Genomic DNA, 17617 nt, shown 5'->3' with positions numbered 1-17617 from the left:
TGCCGCGGCGTCGGCCGCTTTCCCTGATCCGGCTACCGGATTAACATGACGCCAACGGGCGGGGGCCAGCCCCCGGGACGTACGCCGATAAGGGAGCCGTCAGCGATGGCCGGAATCATGAGCTCCGTCGACCAGCGGACCCAGCTGGCTGGCCATAACCGCATGGAGCTGCTGCTGTTCCGTTTCGAGGGGCGGCAGCGCTACGGGATCAACGTGTTCAAGGTCCGCGAGGTCATACCGGCCCCGGAGCTCAGTTACGTGCCGCATGCCCATCCGGCCTCCCTCGGCATCGCCTACGTCCGCGGCCACACCCTCTCGGTGCTCGATCTGAGCTACGCCACCGGCAACGGCGCCATCACCAAGGAAGAAGGCAACTACATCATCGTCACCGAGTACAACCGTCAGGTCCAGGGGTTCCTGGTCGGCGGGGTGGACCGGATCGTCAACATCAACTGGCAGGACGTGCTGCCGCCGCCGAGCGGGGGCAGCGCCGGCAGCTACCTGACCGCCGTGGCGCGCTACGACGGGCAGATGATCCAGATCGTCGACGTCGAGAAGGTCCTCGCCGAGGTTCAGCGTGCCGGCGGCGCCGATCCGGAGGTCACCGAGGGCGGTGGCGTGGATCACGCCGAGGGCTCCGAGGCTTACAAGGTCCTGGTGGTGGACGACTCGGCGGTCGCCCGGGGGCAGATCAAGCGCACGCTCGAGGAGATCGGTGTGCGCGTGGTCACCAAGAACAACGGCCGCGAGGCGCTGGAGCAGCTGCGCACCTGGAAGGATCAGGATCCCTCCGGGCTCGACGATCTGCTGATGGTGGTCTCGGACATCGAGATGCCGGTGCTCGACGGCTACACCCTGACCCGATCGATCCGGCAGGATCCGGGGCTTGCCGGGGTCCACGTCCTGCTCCACTCCTCGCTCAGCGGTGTCTTCAACACCGAGATGGTGCGTCGCGTGGGGGCCGACGAGTTCCTGGCCAAGTTCCACTCCCGGGAGTTGGCCGAGCGGGTCGGCGCCCGGCTGGCCGAGCGAGGGGGATGAGCATGCAAGGAGGACGGTTTGGCCGCGCTTTCCGTGGGTGAAGAGGAGTACCAGGCGTTCGCACGGTTCCTGGAGCGCGCCTGCGGGATCGTCCTTGGGCCGAGCAAGCAGTACCTGGTGGCCAGCCGGCTCGGGCCGCTGCTCGAGGCCGAGCGCATCCCGGATCTGGCCACCCTTGTCCAGCGGCTCGAGCAGCGCCCCACCGCCGATCTCAAGGGGCGGGTTATCGAGGCGATGACCACCAACGAGACCCAGTGGTTCCGCGACCGCTTCCCCTTCGACGTCCTGCGTCGGCACCTGCTCCCCGAGATGGAGCGCCGCCGCGTCTGGCCGGTGCGCATCTGGTCCGCGGCCTGCTCCTCCGGGCAGGAGGCGTACTCGATCAGCATGACCGTCGACGAGTACAACGACAGCGGCGGGCGTATGGAGGCCGAGATCCTCGGGACCGACATCTCCACCGCGATGGTCGAGGAGGCGCGGCGGGGGCGTTATACCGCCAACGTGGCGCGCCGCGGGCTGGCGCCGGAACGCCAGCAGCGGTTCTTCGATGCCGTCGGCGAGAACACCTGGGAGGTCAAGCCCGCCGTGCGCCGGCGGACCAGCTTCCGCGTCCACAACCTGCTGGAGAGCTACGCCGGTCTGGGTCGATTCGACATCGTTTACTGCCGCAACGTGCTCATCTACTTCGGCTGGGACTCGCGGCGGGATATCGTCCAGCGCATCGCCGAGGTGACCCGCCCGGGCGGGTACCTGATCGTCGGGGCGTCGGAGTCCCTCGCCCGGCATTCCGACGAGTTCGAGCTGGTCCGCCTCGATGGCGGTGTGGTCTACCGGCGCCGCGGCTGACGGACAGACCCTGCCGCCGGGCGGCAAGCGCTTGCCGCCCGTTGCCGCCTTCTTCCGGCTTAGTCGTTGATCCGCCAACCCCGCGTGCCTGGCACGCGATCTGCATAAAGTCCCGTGAACGAACACTACGGGAGCCCGCCATGCGGATCGGCTTCGATCAGGCCTTCTCGGTACCCGAGCAGGCCATGCGCCTGCGCGGCGAGCGGCACGAGCTGCTCGCCTCGAACATCGCCAACGCGGACACGCCCGGCTACAAGGCGCGTGATATGGATTTCCGCGAGGCCATGCGCCAGGCCAGCGAACCGCAGCCGCAGCCGTTGCAGGCGACGCATGCGCAGCACGTGCAACCGCCGCCTTCATCCACCATGGCGGCAGGCGATCCGAAATCTTTATACCGGGAGCCCCACGCCGCCTCGCTCGACGGCAACACCGTCGAGATGCACGTCGAGCAGGCCAAGTTCGCCGAGAACGCCGTGAACTACCAGGCCGCCGTGGACTTCCTCAACGGCCGGATCCAGAAGCTCACCGGCGCCATCCGAGGGGAGTAAGCGAACATGTCCTTGATGCACGCCATCGACGTCGCCGGCACCGGGATGAACGCCCAGCAGCTGCGCCTCAACACCGTGGCCAGCAACCTGGCCAATGCCGAGACGGTCGCCTCCAGCCCCGAGGAGGCGTACCGCGCCCGGCAGCCGGTTTTCGCCGCGGCGCTCCACCAGGCCCAGGGCGGCTATCCGCAGGGTGGCGGGCCGCAGCCGGCGCAAACCCCCGGCTGGGCCGAATCCGGCGGGCCGGTGGATCGGGTCAGCCCGGTGAGCTTCCAGCGTCAGTTCTTTGGCGGCGAGCCCGCCGGTGTGCCGGCGGCCGGCGACCCCTGGGCCAGCCCGTCGCCCAGCGTGCCGGTCTTCATGCCGGGGGTGGTGGAGAGCGACGCCGAGATTGAGCCGCTGTACAAGCCGCACCATCCGCAGGCGGATGACGACGGCTACGTCTACCGCTCCAACGTGAACTCCGTCGAGGAGATGACCAACATGATCTCCGCCTCGCGGTCGTTCCAGAACAACGTCGAAGTCATGAACACCTCGCGGGATCTCATGCTCGAGACCCTGCGCCTCGGCCGCTAAATCCGGGAGGAGCGACCATGCTCGATCCGAGCCAACTGATGGGCGGGGCCGCCGGCGGCGGCCAGAAGGCGCCCAAGCCGCCGAGTACCGGTGACGGTGGCGGCGGAAAGCCCGGCGGCGGGCCGGCCGAAGGCCTCGATGAGGGCGTGCAGGCGGCCCAGAAGGCAGCGGACAAGCCCGCGCCCGGTGGCGGCGCAGCGGGCGATACCGGCGCCGGCGCGGCCAGTTCCGGCGCCAAGTCCGGCTATGAGGCGCTGCCTGAGGACCTGCGCAGCATCCCTGAGGAGAAGGACGACGGCGATCCGCAGAGCATCGGGCACGAGGACTTCCTGGAGCTCATGATGGTTCAGCTCGAGAACCAGGATCCGACCGACCCGCAGGACACCGAGCAGATGATGGGGCAGATCGCCCAGTTCACCACGGCCTCGGGGATCGAGCAGCTGCAGTCGGACTTCAGTGAGTTCTTCGAGCACATGCGCTCGGACCAGTCGCTGCGCGCCTCGCAGCTGGTCGGCCGTGAGGTGGTCACCGAGAGCCGCGAGGCCTATCTGCCCGAGGATGGGGAGATGGAGGCGCTGCTCCAGCTCGAGCGCTCGGCGCCCAACCTGACCGTCGAGATCGAGAACGAGGCCGGGGAGCGGGTCCATCGCGAGCAGCTTGGTGAGATGGAAGAGGGCGAACACCCCTTCGCGTGGGACGGTACCGACAATGACGGCCAGCGCATGCCCCAGGGCACGTACCAGGTTAACGCCTACATCGAGGACGGTGATGAGCGCGAGCCGGTGCCCACCCTGGTGGGTGCGCCGGTGACCAGTGTCTCGGTGGGGATGGACGGCCGGCCGCCTGAGCTCAGCGTGGCCGGGCTCGGTGAGATGTCGCTATCCGACGTCAAGCGCATCCGATAAGACGAACAAGAGCAGCGGGGATCGAGGAGATCAGCCATGTCATTCAACATCTCGCTAACCGGGATCAACTCCGCCTCCAAGGATCTGGAGACCACCAGCAACAACCTCGCCAATGCCGGCACTACGGGCTTCAAGGAGTCGCGGGCGGAGTTCAACGATCTCTTCGCCATGGGGCCGATGGGCATCCCGCAGCTGGCCATCGGCCAGGGTTCGCGGCTGGCCAACGTCGGCCAGATGTTCAGCCAGGGCTCTTTCGACTTCACCGAGCGCAGCCTGGATCTGGGCATTGAGGGGCGTGGCTTCTTCCGCATGGAGGACGATGGCGAGGTGAGCTACACCCGGGCGGGCCAGTTCGAGGTGGATCGCGACGGCTACATCGTCAACAACACCGGCAAGCGCCTGACCGGCTTCCAGACCGATGAGGACGGCAGCCGCATCGGCGACGGTCGCGACCAACTCCAGCTGCCCACCGACGGGATCCCGGCGCGTGCCAGCGAGAACGTCGAGATCGCCGCCAACCTCAGCGCCGATGCCGAGGTGATCGACGACGGCGTGGCCTTCGATCCGGACGACAGCGAGACCTTCACCGAGTCGACGACGACCACGCTTTATGACTCCCAGGGCTCGGCCCGGGATGCGACCTTCTACTTCCGCAAGGTCGGCAACAACGAGTGGGATGTCTACACCCAGATCGACGGGGTGGACTACGACGCGGTGGGTGCCGAGGGTGAGGATTTCTTCGGCCCGCACACTCTCACCTTCGACACCTCCGGTTCGCTGGTCGATTCCGAGGACGATGGTGAAGGCCGGATCGCCAGCCTCGAGGATATCCCGCTGCTCGCCGAGGTGGACGACCTGGACATCGACATCGACTTCGGCGAGATGACCCAGTTCGCCCGGCCGTTCAACGTCACCAACGTCTCCCAGGACGGCTACACCGCCGGCGAGTTCGAGAACATCAACGTCGAGGGCGATGGCACCATCCTGGCCCGCTACAGCAACGGCGAGGCCCAGGCCGTCGGTCAGGTGGCGCTGACCAGCTTCCCGTCGGAGGAGAACCTGCAGTCCGTGGGCGAGACCTCCTGGCAGGCGACCCGCGATGCCGGGGATCCGCTGATCGGCGTGGCCGGTCAGGGCCAGTTCGGCCGCATCGAGAACGGCGCCCTGGAGCAGTCCAACGTGGAGGTCTCGGATCAGCTGGTGAACATGATCACCGCGCAGCGCAACTTCTCCGCCAATGCGCAGATGGTCAGCACCCAAGATCAGGTGACTCAGGAGATCCTCAACATCCGCTAACGGGGTGTCCCCTCCCGCCGCAGCGGGGCAGAACGGGTAGAGGCGTATGGATCGTCAACTGTATGTGGCCATGACCGGGGCGAAGCACTCCCTGGAGGCGCAGCACCACAACAACCAGAACCTGGCCAACGCCAGCACCCCGGGCTTCCGCGCCGACCTGGACAGCTTCTACCAAGCGCCGGTCTACGGGCCCGGCTTCGCCACCCGGGCCTACGCCGAGGAGCTGCGTGCCGGGACCGATTTCAACCCGGGGCCGATCGAGACCACCGGGCGCGACCTGGATGTGGCCATCCAGGACGAGGGCTGGTTCGTAGTCCAGGCCCCGGACGGCGACGAGGCGTACACCCGGCGCGGCGATTTCCAGACGACGCCCGAGGGGCTGCTGACCACCGGCGATGGCCACCTGGTCATGGGCGAGGCCGGGCCCATCTCGATCCCGCCGGATACCAAGGTGGACATCGCCGACGACGGGGTGATCACGGCCACCCCGCAGGACGGAGCCGGGGCGCCCATCGAGCTCGACCGGCTGCGGCTGGTCAATCCGGACTCGACGCAGCTGGTCAAGGGCGAGGACGGGCTGATCCGCCACGCCGAGGGCGAACCGGCCGCTGACGACGCGCAAGTGAAGGTCCGCGGCGGCGCGCTCGAGGGCAGCAACGTGAACATGGCGGAATCGTTGGTGAACATGATCGATCACGCGCGGCAGTTCGAGACGCACATCAAGATGCTGACCGCCGCCGAGGAGAACGAGCAGACCAGCGCCCAGCTGCTCAACCACCCGGGCTGAGGTGGCGCGAGCTGTCCACTGCCGTGACAAACGAACAACAATGAGGTGACGCCATGGATCCCGCCCTCTGGGTAGCCAAGACCGGACTCGACGCCCAGCAGAAGAGTATGCAGGTGACGTCGAACAACCTGGCCAACGTGAACACCAACGGTTTCAAGAAGGACCGGGCCAACTTCGAGGACCTGTTCTATCAGACCGTCCGCCAGCCCGGCTCCCGAGCCAGCCAGGACAACCTGCTGCCCTCGGGGCTGATGCTCGGCACCGGCTCGCGGGTCATGGGTACGGAGAAGATCCACTCCCAGGGCAATGTGCAGCAGACCGAGCGGAGTCTTGATGTCGCCATCGAGGGCAAGGGCTTCTTCCAGATCCTCCGTCCCGACGGGCAGGTGGGTTATACTCGGGACGGCGCCTTCCAGCTCAACGAGAACGGTGAGATCGTCACCTCCGGCGGTTACCTGCTCGAGCCGGCCATCCAGGTCCCCGAGGAGGCCGAGACCATCAGCATCGGCAGCGACGGTACGGTCAGCGCCAAGATCCCCGGCGACGAGGAGCCCGAGGAGATCGGCCAGATCGAGCTCGCCGACTTCATCAACCCCTCCGGCCTCGAGCCGGTGGGCGAGAACATGTTCCTTGAGACCGCCTCGAGCGGCGCCCCCGAGGTGGGTGCTCCGGGGGAGGGGGCCCTGGGCAACGTCATGCAGGGGGCCCTGGAGACCTCCAACGTGAACATCGCCGAGGAGCTGGTGAACATGATCGAGAACCAGCGCGGCTTCGAGACCAACACCCGGGCGATCTCGACCACCGACGAGATGCTCCAGTTCCTCAACCAGAACGTCTGAGGACGGCTGAGATGATGCGCTGGCATCGGTGGCTACGCGGCGGTGCCGCGGCCGTGGTGGCCGGGGTGGCGGCAGCGGCGTGCACCCCGATGCCCGAGGAGGCGCCGGACCCGTCGCCGATCACCGCGCCGCGGGTCGACATCCCCGATGACCCGGACGAGCGGACCGGCTCGGTCTTTGATGAACAGCGCAGCATGCGGCTGTTCGAGGACCGCAGCGCGCGGCGCACCGGGGATCTGATCACCGTGGTCATCGAGGAGGAGACGGCCGGCGATCGCTCGATCAACTCCGAGATGGCGCGCCAGCAGGAGGCGGATATCCCGGCGCCGCAGATCGGCGGCGAGGACCTGGAGATCTTCGGCCGCCCCTTCGCCTTCGAGCAGGAGGGCGAGGCCAGCTTCGAGGGCGGCGGGAGCGCGGACCAGGAGACGAACCTAACCGGCACGATCAATGCCGTGGTGGTGGACACCACCCCCAACGGACACCTGGTCATCCGCGGCGAGAAGAACGTACGGGTCAGTCAGGGCCAGGAGACGCTGCGCATCTCCGGGATCGTGCGCACCGACGACGTGGGGGCCAACAACGAGGTCTCGTCCAACCGGGTGGCGAACATGCAGGTCGGTTACACCGGCGAAGAGGCGCTCAGCGACTCCGCCCAACCGGGGTGGCTGACGCGTTTTCTGATGAGGCGCTACTGAACGGCGGGTGCCGCCGCGATGGACGGCGCGCTCGGGAGGACGCAAGGTGATGAGAATGCGCAGGATCGACACACGCTGGATCCAGGTCGCCGCGGGGGTGCTCCTGGTGATGCTCGCGGCGAGTGTCTCAGCGGCCGAGCGGATCAAGGACATCGCCTCGGTGGCCGGGGTGCGCAGCAACCAGCTGGTTGGCTACGGCTTGGTGGTGGGTCTGGACGGGACCGGCGACGACACGCCGTTCACCGAGCAGAGCGTGCGCTCCATGCTTGCCAGCCAGGGCGTCAACATCCCCCACGACGTGGATCCGGACGCGGACAACACCGCGGCGGTGATGATCACCGCCGAGCTGCCGGCCTTCACCCGTCCCGGGCAGCAGATCGATGTCAGTGTCTCGTCGCTGGGCGATGCCGACAGCCTGCAGGGCGGCGAGCTGCTGATGACGCCGCTGCGTGCCGCCGACGGCGAGGTCTACGCGGTGGCCCAGGGGCGTGTGGTCATCGGCGGCTTCGGCGCCGAGGACACCGAGATCCCCGTGGACAACCAGCTTGGCGGCTCCATCCCCAACGGCGCGATGGTCGAGCGGCGCATCGAGACCGGTTTCCAGGATCGCGACGAGGTGGTGCTCAACCTCCACGAGCCGGATTTCACCACCGCCCGCCGTACCGCCGAGGTGATCAACCACAACCTCGGGCCGAACACCGCCCGTGCCGAGGATGCCGGCTCGGTGCGGGTGCGTGCGCCGCAGGATTCGGATCAGCGGGTGAGTTTCATCTCGTTTCTCGAGGAGCTGCGCGTTGAGCCCGGCGAGGCGCCGGCGGAGGTCATCGTCAACGCCCGTACTGGGACCATCGTCATGGGTTCCAATGTCCGCGTCCGCCCGGCAGCGGTCAGCCACGGCAACATGACCGTGGCCATCGGGGCCGGTGGGCCCGAGCAGATCGCCGAGGATCCGTTCGGCATGGATGAGCCGTTGGTCGTCCCCGACGAGGATATGGATGAGTTGGAGGGAGAGAACCCGGCCTTCGTCTTCGAGGCGGGTGCCGACCTCAACGAGATCGTCGACGCCATCAACGCCGTGGGCGCCGCCCCCGGCGACCTGGTGGCGATCCTCGAGGCCCTCAAGCGTGCCGGTGCCCTGCGTGCCGAGCTGACCATCATCTAGGGAGGCGATCATGCACAACGCCGGCGGCGGCGCCCTTGGCAACGCCCTCGAGCCTCAGGGGCTGCAGCAACTGCGCTCGATGTCGCGCAACCCCAGCGAGGAGGACCTCGCCGAGGTGGCACGGCAGTTCGAGGCGGTTTTCGTCGAGATGATGCTCGGTCAGATGCGCCAGGCCACCCCGGGCGACGAGATCTTCGGCGGCAATGCCGAGGAGACGTACCGCGACCTCTTCGACCGGCAGATGGCGGTGCAGATGTCCCGCGACGGGGAGGGCATGGGACTGGCCCCGATGATTGAGGAACAGCTGCGCGAGAATGCGGGCTTCGAGACCGATCGGATGCAGGGGCTGCCGCAGGAGATCTCCGACTACCGCCACTCGGCGGTGCCGGTGCAGCCCGATGCCGGGGAGCTCGCGGCGGCGGACGCGGGCGACGGCGCGCAAGGCCGCAGTGGCGGCCTCGGTGGCAAGGGGGCCGGCTGGTCGAGCCCGCAGGACTTCGTCGAGGACATCACCCCGGCGGCCAGGGAGACCGCCGAGCGCCTCGGGGTGCCAGCGGTGGCCCTGGTGGCCCAGGCTGCTCTGGAGACCGGGTGGGGCCAGCACATGGTGGCCGACGGGGACGGGCGCAGCGCCAACAATCTGTTCAATATCAAGGCCCACTCCGCGGACTGGCAGGGCGATGCCGTGCGCGTGCCCACCCTGGAGTACCGGGATGGTATCCCGCAGCGCGAGATGGCCGACTTCCGCGCTTACGACTCGGTGGCCGAGAGCTTTGCCGACTACGCCGACTTCCTCGAGCGCAACCCGCGCTACCGTGAGGCTCTGGAGGTCGGCGACGATCCGGAGCGGTATGTCGAGGCCCTCCAGCGGGCTGGGTACGCCACCGATCCGCAGTACGCGGAGAAGCTGCAGCGGATCATGGAGCTTGGTGACGACGGGCAGGGGGTGCGGATCGGCGGTGAGACCCTCAAGATTTCCGATTCCGTGCCGAGAGGTTAGACAGGGCAGGGTGGGCCTGCGGGCCCCAGCGAGGCGGAATCTATGGTTGATCTGTTGCAGACGGGCATCTCCGGGCTGCGCGCATCCCAGCGCGGGCTGGCGACCACGTCGCACAACATCTCCAACGTAAACACCGACGGCTACAGCCGCCAACGGGTGGAGCAGGATACGAGCATCCCGCACTACCACTCCCGCGGGGCCGTCGGCACCGGCACGCAGGTGCAGACCATCCAGCGCCTGACCGAGGACCACCGCGTCGACGCCCTGCGCAACAACCACGCTGAATATGAGCGCCTGGATCGACTCGCGGAGATGACCGGGCGCATCGACAACCTGGTTGCCGACCAGGACGCCGGGCTGAGCCCGGCGCTGCGTCAGTTCTTCGACGCCGTCGAGGAGGTGGCCAACGACCCCTCGAACACCGTTGCCCGGCAGCAGCTGCTCACCCAGGGGCAGGCCCTGGCCGATCGCTTCCAGACCCTGGACAACCGGCTGCTGACCCTGGAAGAGGACGTCAACAAGCGGGTGCGGGCCGAGACCGACAAGGTCAACGGCCTGGCCGAGTCCATCGCCGAGCTCAATGGCGAGATCCGCAGCCGCTGGACCAACCCGCAGCGCCCGCCCAACGACCTGCTCGACCAGCGCGACGAGAAGATCCGCGAGCTCTCCGAGCACGTCACGGTCCGGGTGACCGAGCAGGACGACCGGTCGCTGAACGTGGGCATCGGCAATGGCCAGCCGCTGGTCACCGGCGACCGCGCCAACACCCTGGAAGTCACGCGCAACGCCTTCGAGCCGGAGCGCCCGGAGCTGGCTGTCCGCCGGGGCGATCGCGCCGTTCAGATCACCGACGCCGTTCAGGGTGGTTCGCTGGGCGGGCTGCTGGAGTTCCGCAACGGTGTGCTGGACGAGACCCGCGATGAGATCGGCCGGGTGGCCACCTCCCTGGCCGGGGCCATGAACGAGCAGCACCGCAGCGGCATCCAGTTCGACAGCGGTTACCCCGAGGCCGGTGACGACTTCTTCGACTACGCCCGAGAGGCCGGGGTCTCCGCCCACCGCGGCAACGCCGGCGAGGGTCAGCCGCGGGTGATCGTCGACGAGGAGCGTATCGGTGAGCTGCGCCGCGAGAACTACCAGGCGCGCCTCGTCGACGGGCAGTTGCAGGTGGTCACCCAGGACGCCAACGAGGTGCGTACCCTCGGCCAGGGCGCGAATGCCGACATCCAGCCCGACGCGGACGGCGGCTACCGCTTCGACGGGCTGATCCTCTATCCGCCGGAGCCCGGCGACGGCGCCGTCGAGGAGGGCGACCGCTTCCTGATCCAGCCCACCCGAGACGCGGCTCAGGGGATCGAGGGCCGGCTCGCGCGGCCGACCCAGGTGGCGGCGGCCGCACCGGTGGTCACCGGCGAGGCGCCGCGCGCCGACGGTCAGACCGAGAACACCGGGCGCGCGCAGATCGGTCCGCCGGATGTCGGGCGGGCCGAAGGCGTCATGGCAGCCCTGGAGGAGGGGGGTGCCCTGCAGCAGGGAGTCGAGATGACCTACGCCGATGACGGCACGTTCACCGTGACCATCGGTGGCGAGACGGCGGGCACCTTCGACTACGACCCCGAGGACATCGAGCGCGGCCAGGTGGTGAACCTGGCCGAGGACGTGGAGCCGGCCGGCAGCGCCCAGGCCGAGACGCTGGCGGCGCTGGATGTCTCGGTGCGCATCTCCGGCGTGCCGGATGACGGGGATCGCTTCGGGCTCTATGGCAACTACGAGGGCGTGGGCGACAACACCAACGCCTTGCGCATGGCCGAGCTGATGGAAGAGACCGTCATGGACAACGGCAACAGCACCTTCCAGGAGGCCTACAGCGCCATGGTCGGCGAGCTCGGCGGCTTCAGCCAGCGGGTGCAGACCAATCGCGATGCCCAGGAGGCCCTGCTCAACCAGGCCAAGGAGCAGTGGGAGGAGCTCTCCGGCGTCAACCTGGATGAGGAGGCGGCCAACATGATGGAGTATCAGCAGGCCTACCAGGCCGCCGCCCAGATCATCACCAGTGCCGACGAGGTCTTCCAGGAGATGCTCAACGCGGTGCGTCGCTAAGGGGGTGAGCCGTGCGCGTATCCACGAGCCACATGCAGAACACGGCCGTCCAGAACATGACCGGCCAGCAGAGCGAGATCAACGACACGCAGACCCAGCTCTCCAGCGGGCGCCGGGTGCTGCGGCCGTCGGATGATCCCACCTCGGCTGCGCGCACCCTGGATCTCAAACGGGCCACCGAGTCGGTGGAGCGGTTCAACCGCAACGGCGATCTGGCGCGGACCCGGCTGTCCATGTCCGAGTCCGCCCTGGAGCAGGCCGGCAACGAGCTCCAGCGCATCCGCGAACTCACCGTCCAGGCGGCCAACGGCAGCCAGGACGCCGACACCCGCAGCTACATCGCCGCGGAGATCGAGGAGCGCTACAAGCAGCTGGTGGAACTCGGCAACAGCCGCGACGGCAACGGGGAGTATCTCTTCTCCGGCTCGCGCACCCGCACCCAGCCGTTCAACATGGGCACCGACGGGCACGTCACCTACCACGGTGATCAGAACAGCCGTCAGGTGCGCATCGGGCCCGGTCGGCAGATCGGCGTGGACCATTCCGGCTTCGATGCCTTCATGAAGGTCCCCGATGGCAACGGCCAGTATCAGGCCTACCAGGGCGAGGGGAACCGCGGCACCGGTGTGGTCAGCGTGGTCGATGGCAAAGTTCGGGGGCTGGGCGCCGAGCAGTACCGGATCCGCTTCGCCGAGGATGATGACGGCAATACCCGTTATGCCATCCAGCGCACCGACAACCCCGAGGATGAGAACGCCTGGGAGTGGGTGGGCGGCGAGAACGGCGGGCCACCGGCTGTGGAGGATGCTCCGCTCTACGAGCCTGGAGCGACGATCGAGGTGGACGACGGCGTCCGGGTGAAGATCGAGGGCAACCCCGATCCGGGCCAGGGGGGGTTCGAGGACGGCGACCGGTTCACGGTCACCGGTAGCCGATCCCAGTCGATCTTCGCCACCGTCAATGAGCTCATCGGCGCCCTTAAGGAGGGTGAGGGGCCCGACTTCCGCAACGCCGCCGACCGCGCCCTGGGCGATCTGGACCTGGCCATGGAGAACACCTTCCGGGTGCGGGCGGAGATCGGCGCCCGCCTGTCCACCCTCGATAGCGAGAAGGCCAGCAACGAGGCGGCGATCATCGACCTCAAGCAGGCCACCTCCGACGAGCGCGACCTGGATTACGCCGAGGCCACCGGCCGCTTCAACCAGGAGCTCACCGGGCTCGAGGCGGCCCAATCCACCTTCGGCCGCGTGCAGAACCTCTCCCTGTTCGACTACATCTAGTCTCTCCCGCCAATGCGTTGCCTGGCCGGGCCGGCGTGCCGCGCTGGTGCCGGTCCGAGGGGTGCCGTGGCCGCCCGGGTTTGCGCAAAGTCAATCCCTTGGGGTTCCGGTTATCGAAAACGCCGATGGGAAAGGCCTGCCGGCGGCATGGCCGTCTCTTGGAAACGCGAATCGTTATCACTAGTATACGTATTGCGCACATCGGCACGGATAACAGAACGAGGGGATTATGAGTCAGACAGTAAGGCCTTGGGGGGGTGCGGCTGCTGCGGTCCTGGCATGGGGCGCCCTGAGCGCGGCGCACGCGGAATCCGGCGATGCGGAGACCCGCCTGCTCGATCGCATCATGATCACCGGTGGCCCGGACCGGGTGCAGGATACCGCCGGCTCGGCGCAGGTGCTCAGCCGGGAGGATATCGATCGGCAGGGGTACACCGATCCGCACCGCATCCTGCGCCAGATTCCCGGGGTCAATGTCGCGGAGGAGGAGGGCTACGGCCAGTTCCCGCACATCAGCATGCGCGGCGTGAACCCGGAGCGGAACGGTCGAATCACGGTTATGGAGGACGGGGTGCTGACGGCTTCGCCGGCGCCCTACGCCGCACCGGCGGCCTACTACTTCCCGCCCATGGGGCGCATGGACAACGTCGAGGTGCGCAAGGGCTCGAGCGCCATCAAGCACGGCCCCTACACCGTCGGCGGCGCCCTGAACATGACCTCCACGCCGATCCCCCAGGAGCGCTCCGGCAAGGTGGAGGGGCGCCTGGGCTCGGACAACGGGCGGCGCGCCCACGCCCACATCGGCGGCCGCGAGGGGCAGTTCGGCTGGCTGCTGGAGAGCTACACGGAGCAGAGCGACGGCTTCAAGGAACTCGACCATCCGCTCTCCGGGGATCAGTCCAACAAGCCCAACAACCCGGTGCCGAACACCGGCTTCGACCGCAACAACTTTGTCGCCAAGGGGATGTGGGCCAGCGACCCCGCCGCCGAGGTCTACCAGGAGGTGGAGTTCAAATACGCCCGCGACCGGCGGACCATCCACGACACCTACCTAGGCCTGCTGCCCGACGACTTCGACGACAACCCGCACCGGCGTTACGCCGGTTCGCAGCTCGACGAGATCAACACCGAGAACGGCCTCTACCAGGTCCGCCACTACTTCCAGCCCACGGTGGATACCGACGTCACCACCACGCTCTACCGCACCGACACCGTGCGCAACTGGTACAAGCTGCATGAGGTACGTGGTGACGGAAACAGTGATTTTGAGGGCATCTCCGACATCCTCCGCGACCCCGGTGACCATGAGGATGAGCTGGCCTGGATCCTCGGTGGCTTCGGCACCGCCTATGACGCGGGGCTTAGCATTGAGGACGGCGCCCGCGGCAACGTCCGCGCCAACAATCGCGAGTATTACGCCCAGGGCATCCAGGTGCAGGTCGGCCATCTCTTCCAGGCCTTCGGCTGGGACCACGACATGGAGGTGGGCTTCCGCTACCACGAGGACGAGGAGGACCGTGAGCAGTGGCAGGACTCGTTCGAGATGACCGAAGATGGCTACATGGTGCTGGACGAGCAGGAGACCCCGGGTGAGACCACCAATCGGGTCACCTCCGCCGAGGCCTATGCGTTCCACGTGCAGAACACCATGGAGCGCGGTCCGTGGACCCTGGTTCCCGGTGTGCGTTACGAGAACATCGATGTGGATCGCAAGCAGTGGGATGGTCCGGGGCGCACCAGCGCCAACATAGATGCGGGTGGTACGCGGTCGAACACCTACAGGGTGTGGACGCCCGGCATCGGCGCCACCTACGCCATCGATGATCAGTGGAGCGTCCTTGGCGGGGTCCACCGCGGCTTCGCGCCGGCCGGAGCCAGCGAGGATGCCGATGAGGAGCTCAGCGTCAACTACGAGGCCGGTTTCCGGTTCAGCAACGCGCACACCCAGGCAGAGGTCATCGGCTTCTTCAACGACTACTCCAACATCAACATTGAATGCACCGCTGCCGGGGGTGCCAGCTGCCCGCAGGGTGATGTCCGCAGCGCTGGCGGCGTGCACATCTGGGGCTTGGAGGCGCTGTGGATGCACGATCTGGGTCAGAGCCAGGACCTGCCCGTCCAGCTCCCGGTCAGCGTCAGCTACACCTTCACCGACAGCGAGTTCCGGGAGAGCGATGACGGCGAGCTGTCGAACCAGTGGGAGAATGCCCGCAAGGGTGACCGCCTGCCGGAGATCCCCGAGCACCAGCTCAACCTCAGTGCCGGCGTGGGCCAGGCCGACTGGCGCGTCAACCTGAACGCCAACTACGTCTCCGAGACCCGCGCGCTGGCGGATCGGGACTACGACGATCTGAAGATCGACTCCCGCTGGCTGTTCGATCTCTCCGCCCACTATCAGCTGATGGACAACGTGCGGTTGCTCGGGAGCATCGAGAACCTCGCCGACGAGACCTACGTCGCCCACCACCGCCCGGCGGGGGCACGGCCCGGCGCGCCGCGGACCTACTGGGCGGGGATGCGCGTCGACTTCTGATCCCACGTCGCGGGTCACCCGCAGCTTAGGGGTGCTCATGCCTGCCGCCTCGGCGGCTTCCTCCAGCCGAACGATCGGCGCCTGATTGCCGGGGAGGGCATCCTCCCCGGCACTTTTTTGCCCGCCTCACGGGTCGCGGCGCGACCCGCTCTTGCCGCTGCGCTTGCCGCCCGCCGCCGTCGGGTCACCCTCCGTGGTGCTCTCGGTTGCCTGCCGTGGCAACATGCTGCCCCTGAATACCCTGCCTAAACAGTCAGATACGAGGATGTGGCCCCTGCTTGCCGCTCTGTGTCACCGGGTTGTCGCGTATGGAAAATTTTTGCCGCCAAAGGGGTAAAGCCTTGCCGCCGATCGCCGATACGGTAAGTGAAGGCGAAAGACTGGGTACCGGCAGGCGGCAATGGCTCGCCGCCGGGGCCTTCCAAACAGCGGAGCATAAGGAGCAAAGGCAATGGCACAGGTCATCAACACCAACATTGCGTCCCTGACCGGTCAGCGGCATCTGAGCAGCAGCCAGGCCGAGCAGCAGCAGGCCCTGGAGCGGCTCTCCTCGGGTCAGCGCATCAACTCCGCCGCCGACGACGCCGCCGGCCTGGCGATCAGCGAGCGCTTCACCTCGCAGATCGGCGGCATGAACCAGGCGGAGCGCAACGCCAACGACGGCATCTCCTACGCCCAGACCGCCGAGGGCGCCATGGAGGAGATGGGCAACCTCCTGCAGCGGGTTCGTGAGCTGGCGGTGCAGTCGGCCAACGACACCAACACCGCCGAGGATCGCCAGGCCCTGGAGGCCGAGGTGCAGCAGGCGGTGCAAGAGATCGACCGGATCGCCGCCAACACCCAATTCAACAACCAGAACATCCTGGACGGGTCGCTCGACGAGTTGGTCTTCCAGGTGGGCGCCAACCGGGCCCAAAGCATCAACACCAGTGGTATGGACGTGCGCGGCCACAACCTCGGTGCCGAGATTGCCCAGGGGCAGGCGGTGCAGCGCGCCCTTGATGAGGATGGCAACTACAGCGATCTAGACCTGGAAGGCTCGATCACCCTCAACGGTCTCGACGTTGACGTCAGTGGCTCGCGCAGCGTCTCCGACGCCATGGACGCCATCAATGCGCAGTCTCGAGCCACCGGAGTGACGGCGTTCCGCGCCGACCGGGCCACCACCGAGGCGTTCGAGTTCAGTGAAGGTGGCGGCAGCCTGGAGATCAACGGCACCACCATCAGCGTTGGTGAAGAGGCCGGTGTCGGCGAGTTCGTCGACGAGGTGAACGCCGCCTCCGGCGACACCGGTGTGCGCGCCGAGATGGCCGGTGAGAATGAGGTCCGCTTCGTCTCCGAGTCGGATTTCCGCATCGAGCCGGGCGACGATAGCCCGCTCGAGGGTCTCGACCTTGAGGATGGTGAGTCGGCGATGCGCTTCGAGCGCGGCATCCAGCTCTCCACCGACCTGGGCGCGCGTCTGGATGTCAGTGGCGATGGGGACGCCCGTGATGCGCTCGGACTGGGTGAGGATGACATGGAGATGAGCCGTCACCGGGTCAGCGGGCCGGATGCGCTGAGCGTGGCCACCCGGACCGACGCCGATGACGCCATCCGGACGGTGGACTTCGCCCTGGGGCAGATCAACGACGCCCGGGCCGACCTGGGTGCGGTGCAGAACCGCTTCGAGGCCACCACCAGCAACCTGCAGAACGTCTCCGAGAACATGGAAGCTTCCCGTTCCCGGATCCTGGATGCGGACTTCGCGGCCGAGACCGCCGCCATGACCCGCGCCCAGGTGCTGCAGCAGGCCGGTACCTCGGTCCTGGCCCAGGCTAACGAGGCCCCGCAGAACGTCCTAACCCTGCTGCAGTAAGACCCGAGGCGGAGCCCGGCTGACCCCCCGGGCTCCGCCACCGGCTCGCTGACCCCGAGACCGGTGCCATGACCCGCAGCAGATTCGGGATTCTTCCGTGAACGGACGCGGATAAAGAGAAGGAGGTGAGACCCCGGCCATGACCTGA

Annotated in this window: 15 protein-coding genes; all 15 read left to right on the top strand. The window is 67.5% G+C overall.

The window, feature by feature from the left end:
- The first annotated feature begins 105 nt into the window (after positions 1 to 105).
- The 15 genes from LRG07_RS09460 (at position 106) to LRG07_RS09390 (ending at position 17469) form a co-directional block, all read left to right on the top strand.
- Positions 106 to 1041, top strand: a complete 936-nt coding sequence (locus LRG07_RS09460) for a chemotaxis protein CheV (protein WP_201168568.1) — start codon at positions 106 to 108, stop codon at positions 1039 to 1041.
- An 18-nt stretch (positions 1042 to 1059) separates the two neighbouring features.
- Complete coding sequence (locus tag LRG07_RS09455) at positions 1060 to 1887, top strand: protein-glutamate O-methyltransferase CheR (RefSeq protein ID WP_238633555.1); 828 nt, start codon at positions 1060 to 1062, stop codon at positions 1885 to 1887.
- Between the two features lie 140 nt (positions 1888 to 2027).
- Positions 2028 to 2435, top strand: a complete 408-nt coding sequence (flgB, locus tag LRG07_RS09450) for a flagellar basal body rod protein FlgB (RefSeq protein ID WP_201242459.1) — start codon at positions 2028 to 2030, stop codon at positions 2433 to 2435.
- 6 nt (positions 2436 to 2441) lie between these two features.
- The gene (flgC, locus tag LRG07_RS09445) at positions 2442 to 3011 is read left to right on the top strand and encodes a flagellar basal body rod protein FlgC (RefSeq protein WP_201168563.1); all 570 of its coding nucleotides are present in this window, start codon (positions 2442 to 2444) and stop codon (positions 3009 to 3011) included.
- 17 nt (positions 3012 to 3028) lie between these two features.
- Positions 3029 to 3916 carry a flagellar hook assembly protein FlgD gene (locus tag LRG07_RS09440; RefSeq protein ID WP_201242460.1) on the top strand — a complete coding sequence of 296 codons (888 nt, stop codon included), beginning with the start codon at positions 3029 to 3031 and terminating at the stop codon, positions 3914 to 3916.
- 36 nt (positions 3917 to 3952) lie between these two features.
- On the top strand, positions 3953 to 5212 hold the full coding sequence (flgE, locus tag LRG07_RS09435; RefSeq protein ID WP_238642236.1) for a flagellar hook protein FlgE: 1260 nt from the start codon (positions 3953 to 3955) through the stop codon (positions 5210 to 5212).
- 46 nt (positions 5213 to 5258) lie between these two features.
- Positions 5259 to 5999 (top strand): flagellar basal-body rod protein FlgF, encoded by a 741-nt coding sequence (flgF, locus tag LRG07_RS09430; RefSeq protein WP_201242462.1) that lies wholly within the window; start codon positions 5259 to 5261, stop codon positions 5997 to 5999.
- A gap of 53 nt (positions 6000 to 6052) precedes the next feature.
- On the top strand, positions 6053 to 6838 hold the full coding sequence (gene flgG / locus LRG07_RS09425; RefSeq protein ID WP_201168553.1) for a flagellar basal-body rod protein FlgG: 786 nt from the start codon (positions 6053 to 6055) through the stop codon (positions 6836 to 6838).
- 11 nt (positions 6839 to 6849) lie between these two features.
- Positions 6850 to 7536, top strand: coding sequence for a flagellar basal body L-ring protein FlgH (locus LRG07_RS09420; RefSeq protein WP_238642235.1), 687 nt, complete (start codon positions 6850 to 6852; stop codon positions 7534 to 7536).
- A 55-nt stretch (positions 7537 to 7591) separates the two neighbouring features.
- Entirely contained in the window at positions 7592 to 8698 is a 1107-nt protein-coding gene (locus LRG07_RS09415) for a flagellar basal body P-ring protein FlgI (RefSeq protein ID WP_238642241.1), read from the top strand.
- 10 nt (positions 8699 to 8708) lie between these two features.
- Positions 8709 to 9698, top strand: a complete 990-nt coding sequence (gene flgJ, locus LRG07_RS09410) for a flagellar assembly peptidoglycan hydrolase FlgJ (protein ID WP_238642234.1) — start codon at positions 8709 to 8711, stop codon at positions 9696 to 9698.
- A 42-nt stretch (positions 9699 to 9740) separates the two neighbouring features.
- A complete protein-coding gene (gene flgK, locus LRG07_RS09405; RefSeq protein WP_238642233.1) occupies positions 9741 to 11798 on the top strand; it encodes a flagellar hook-associated protein FlgK in 2058 nt (685 codons plus the stop codon).
- An 11-nt stretch (positions 11799 to 11809) separates the two neighbouring features.
- Positions 11810 to 13078, top strand: coding sequence for a flagellar hook-associated protein FlgL (gene flgL / locus LRG07_RS09400; RefSeq protein ID WP_238642232.1), 1269 nt, complete (start codon positions 11810 to 11812; stop codon positions 13076 to 13078).
- A gap of 229 nt (positions 13079 to 13307) precedes the next feature.
- Positions 13308 to 15611, top strand: coding sequence for a TonB-dependent receptor domain-containing protein (locus LRG07_RS09395; RefSeq protein ID WP_238642231.1), 2304 nt, complete (start codon positions 13308 to 13310; stop codon positions 15609 to 15611).
- 451 nt (positions 15612 to 16062) lie between these two features.
- Positions 16063 to 17469, top strand: a complete 1407-nt coding sequence (locus LRG07_RS09390) for a flagellin (protein WP_238642230.1) — start codon at positions 16063 to 16065, stop codon at positions 17467 to 17469.
- Positions 17470 to 17617 lie beyond the last annotated feature (148 nt).

It is taken from the genome of Halorhodospira sp. 9622, from assembly GCF_022228025.1.
Lineage (GTDB): Bacteria > Pseudomonadota > Gammaproteobacteria > Nitrococcales > Halorhodospiraceae > Halorhodospira > Halorhodospira halophila_A.
The sequence above is the reverse complement of the archived record's forward strand: the minus strand, read 5'-3'. Positions and strand labels throughout refer to the sequence as shown.

Excerpts from the sequence above, each read along its gene's own strand:
- LRG07_RS09460 (WP_201168568.1), top strand. The coding sequence starts at position 106 with ATGGCCGGAATCATGAGCTCCGTCGACCAGCGGACCCAGCTGGCTGGC.
- flgB (WP_201242459.1), top strand. The coding sequence starts at position 2,028 with ATGCGGATCGGCTTCGATCAGGCCTTCTCGGTACCCGAGCAGGCCATG.
- flgC (WP_201168563.1), top strand. The coding sequence starts at position 2,442 with ATGTCCTTGATGCACGCCATCGACGTCGCCGGCACCGGGATGAACGCC.
- LRG07_RS09440 (WP_201242460.1), top strand. The coding sequence starts at position 3,029 with ATGCTCGATCCGAGCCAACTGATGGGCGGGGCCGCCGGCGGCGGCCAG.
- flgE (WP_238642236.1), top strand. The coding sequence starts at position 3,953 with ATGTCATTCAACATCTCGCTAACCGGGATCAACTCCGCCTCCAAGGAT.
- flgF (WP_201242462.1), top strand. The coding sequence starts at position 5,259 with ATGGATCGTCAACTGTATGTGGCCATGACCGGGGCGAAGCACTCCCTG.
- flgG (WP_201168553.1), top strand. The coding sequence starts at position 6,053 with ATGGATCCCGCCCTCTGGGTAGCCAAGACCGGACTCGACGCCCAGCAG.
- LRG07_RS09420 (WP_238642235.1), top strand. The coding sequence starts at position 6,850 with ATGATGCGCTGGCATCGGTGGCTACGCGGCGGTGCCGCGGCCGTGGTG.
- LRG07_RS09415 (WP_238642241.1), top strand. The coding sequence starts at position 7,592 with ATGCGCAGGATCGACACACGCTGGATCCAGGTCGCCGCGGGGGTGCTC.
- flgJ (WP_238642234.1), top strand. The coding sequence starts at position 8,709 with ATGCACAACGCCGGCGGCGGCGCCCTTGGCAACGCCCTCGAGCCTCAG.
- flgK (WP_238642233.1), top strand. The coding sequence starts at position 9,741 with ATGGTTGATCTGTTGCAGACGGGCATCTCCGGGCTGCGCGCATCCCAG.
- LRG07_RS09395 (WP_238642231.1), top strand. The coding sequence starts at position 13,308 with ATGAGTCAGACAGTAAGGCCTTGGGGGGGTGCGGCTGCTGCGGTCCTG.
- LRG07_RS09390 (WP_238642230.1), top strand. The coding sequence starts at position 16,063 with ATGGCACAGGTCATCAACACCAACATTGCGTCCCTGACCGGTCAGCGG.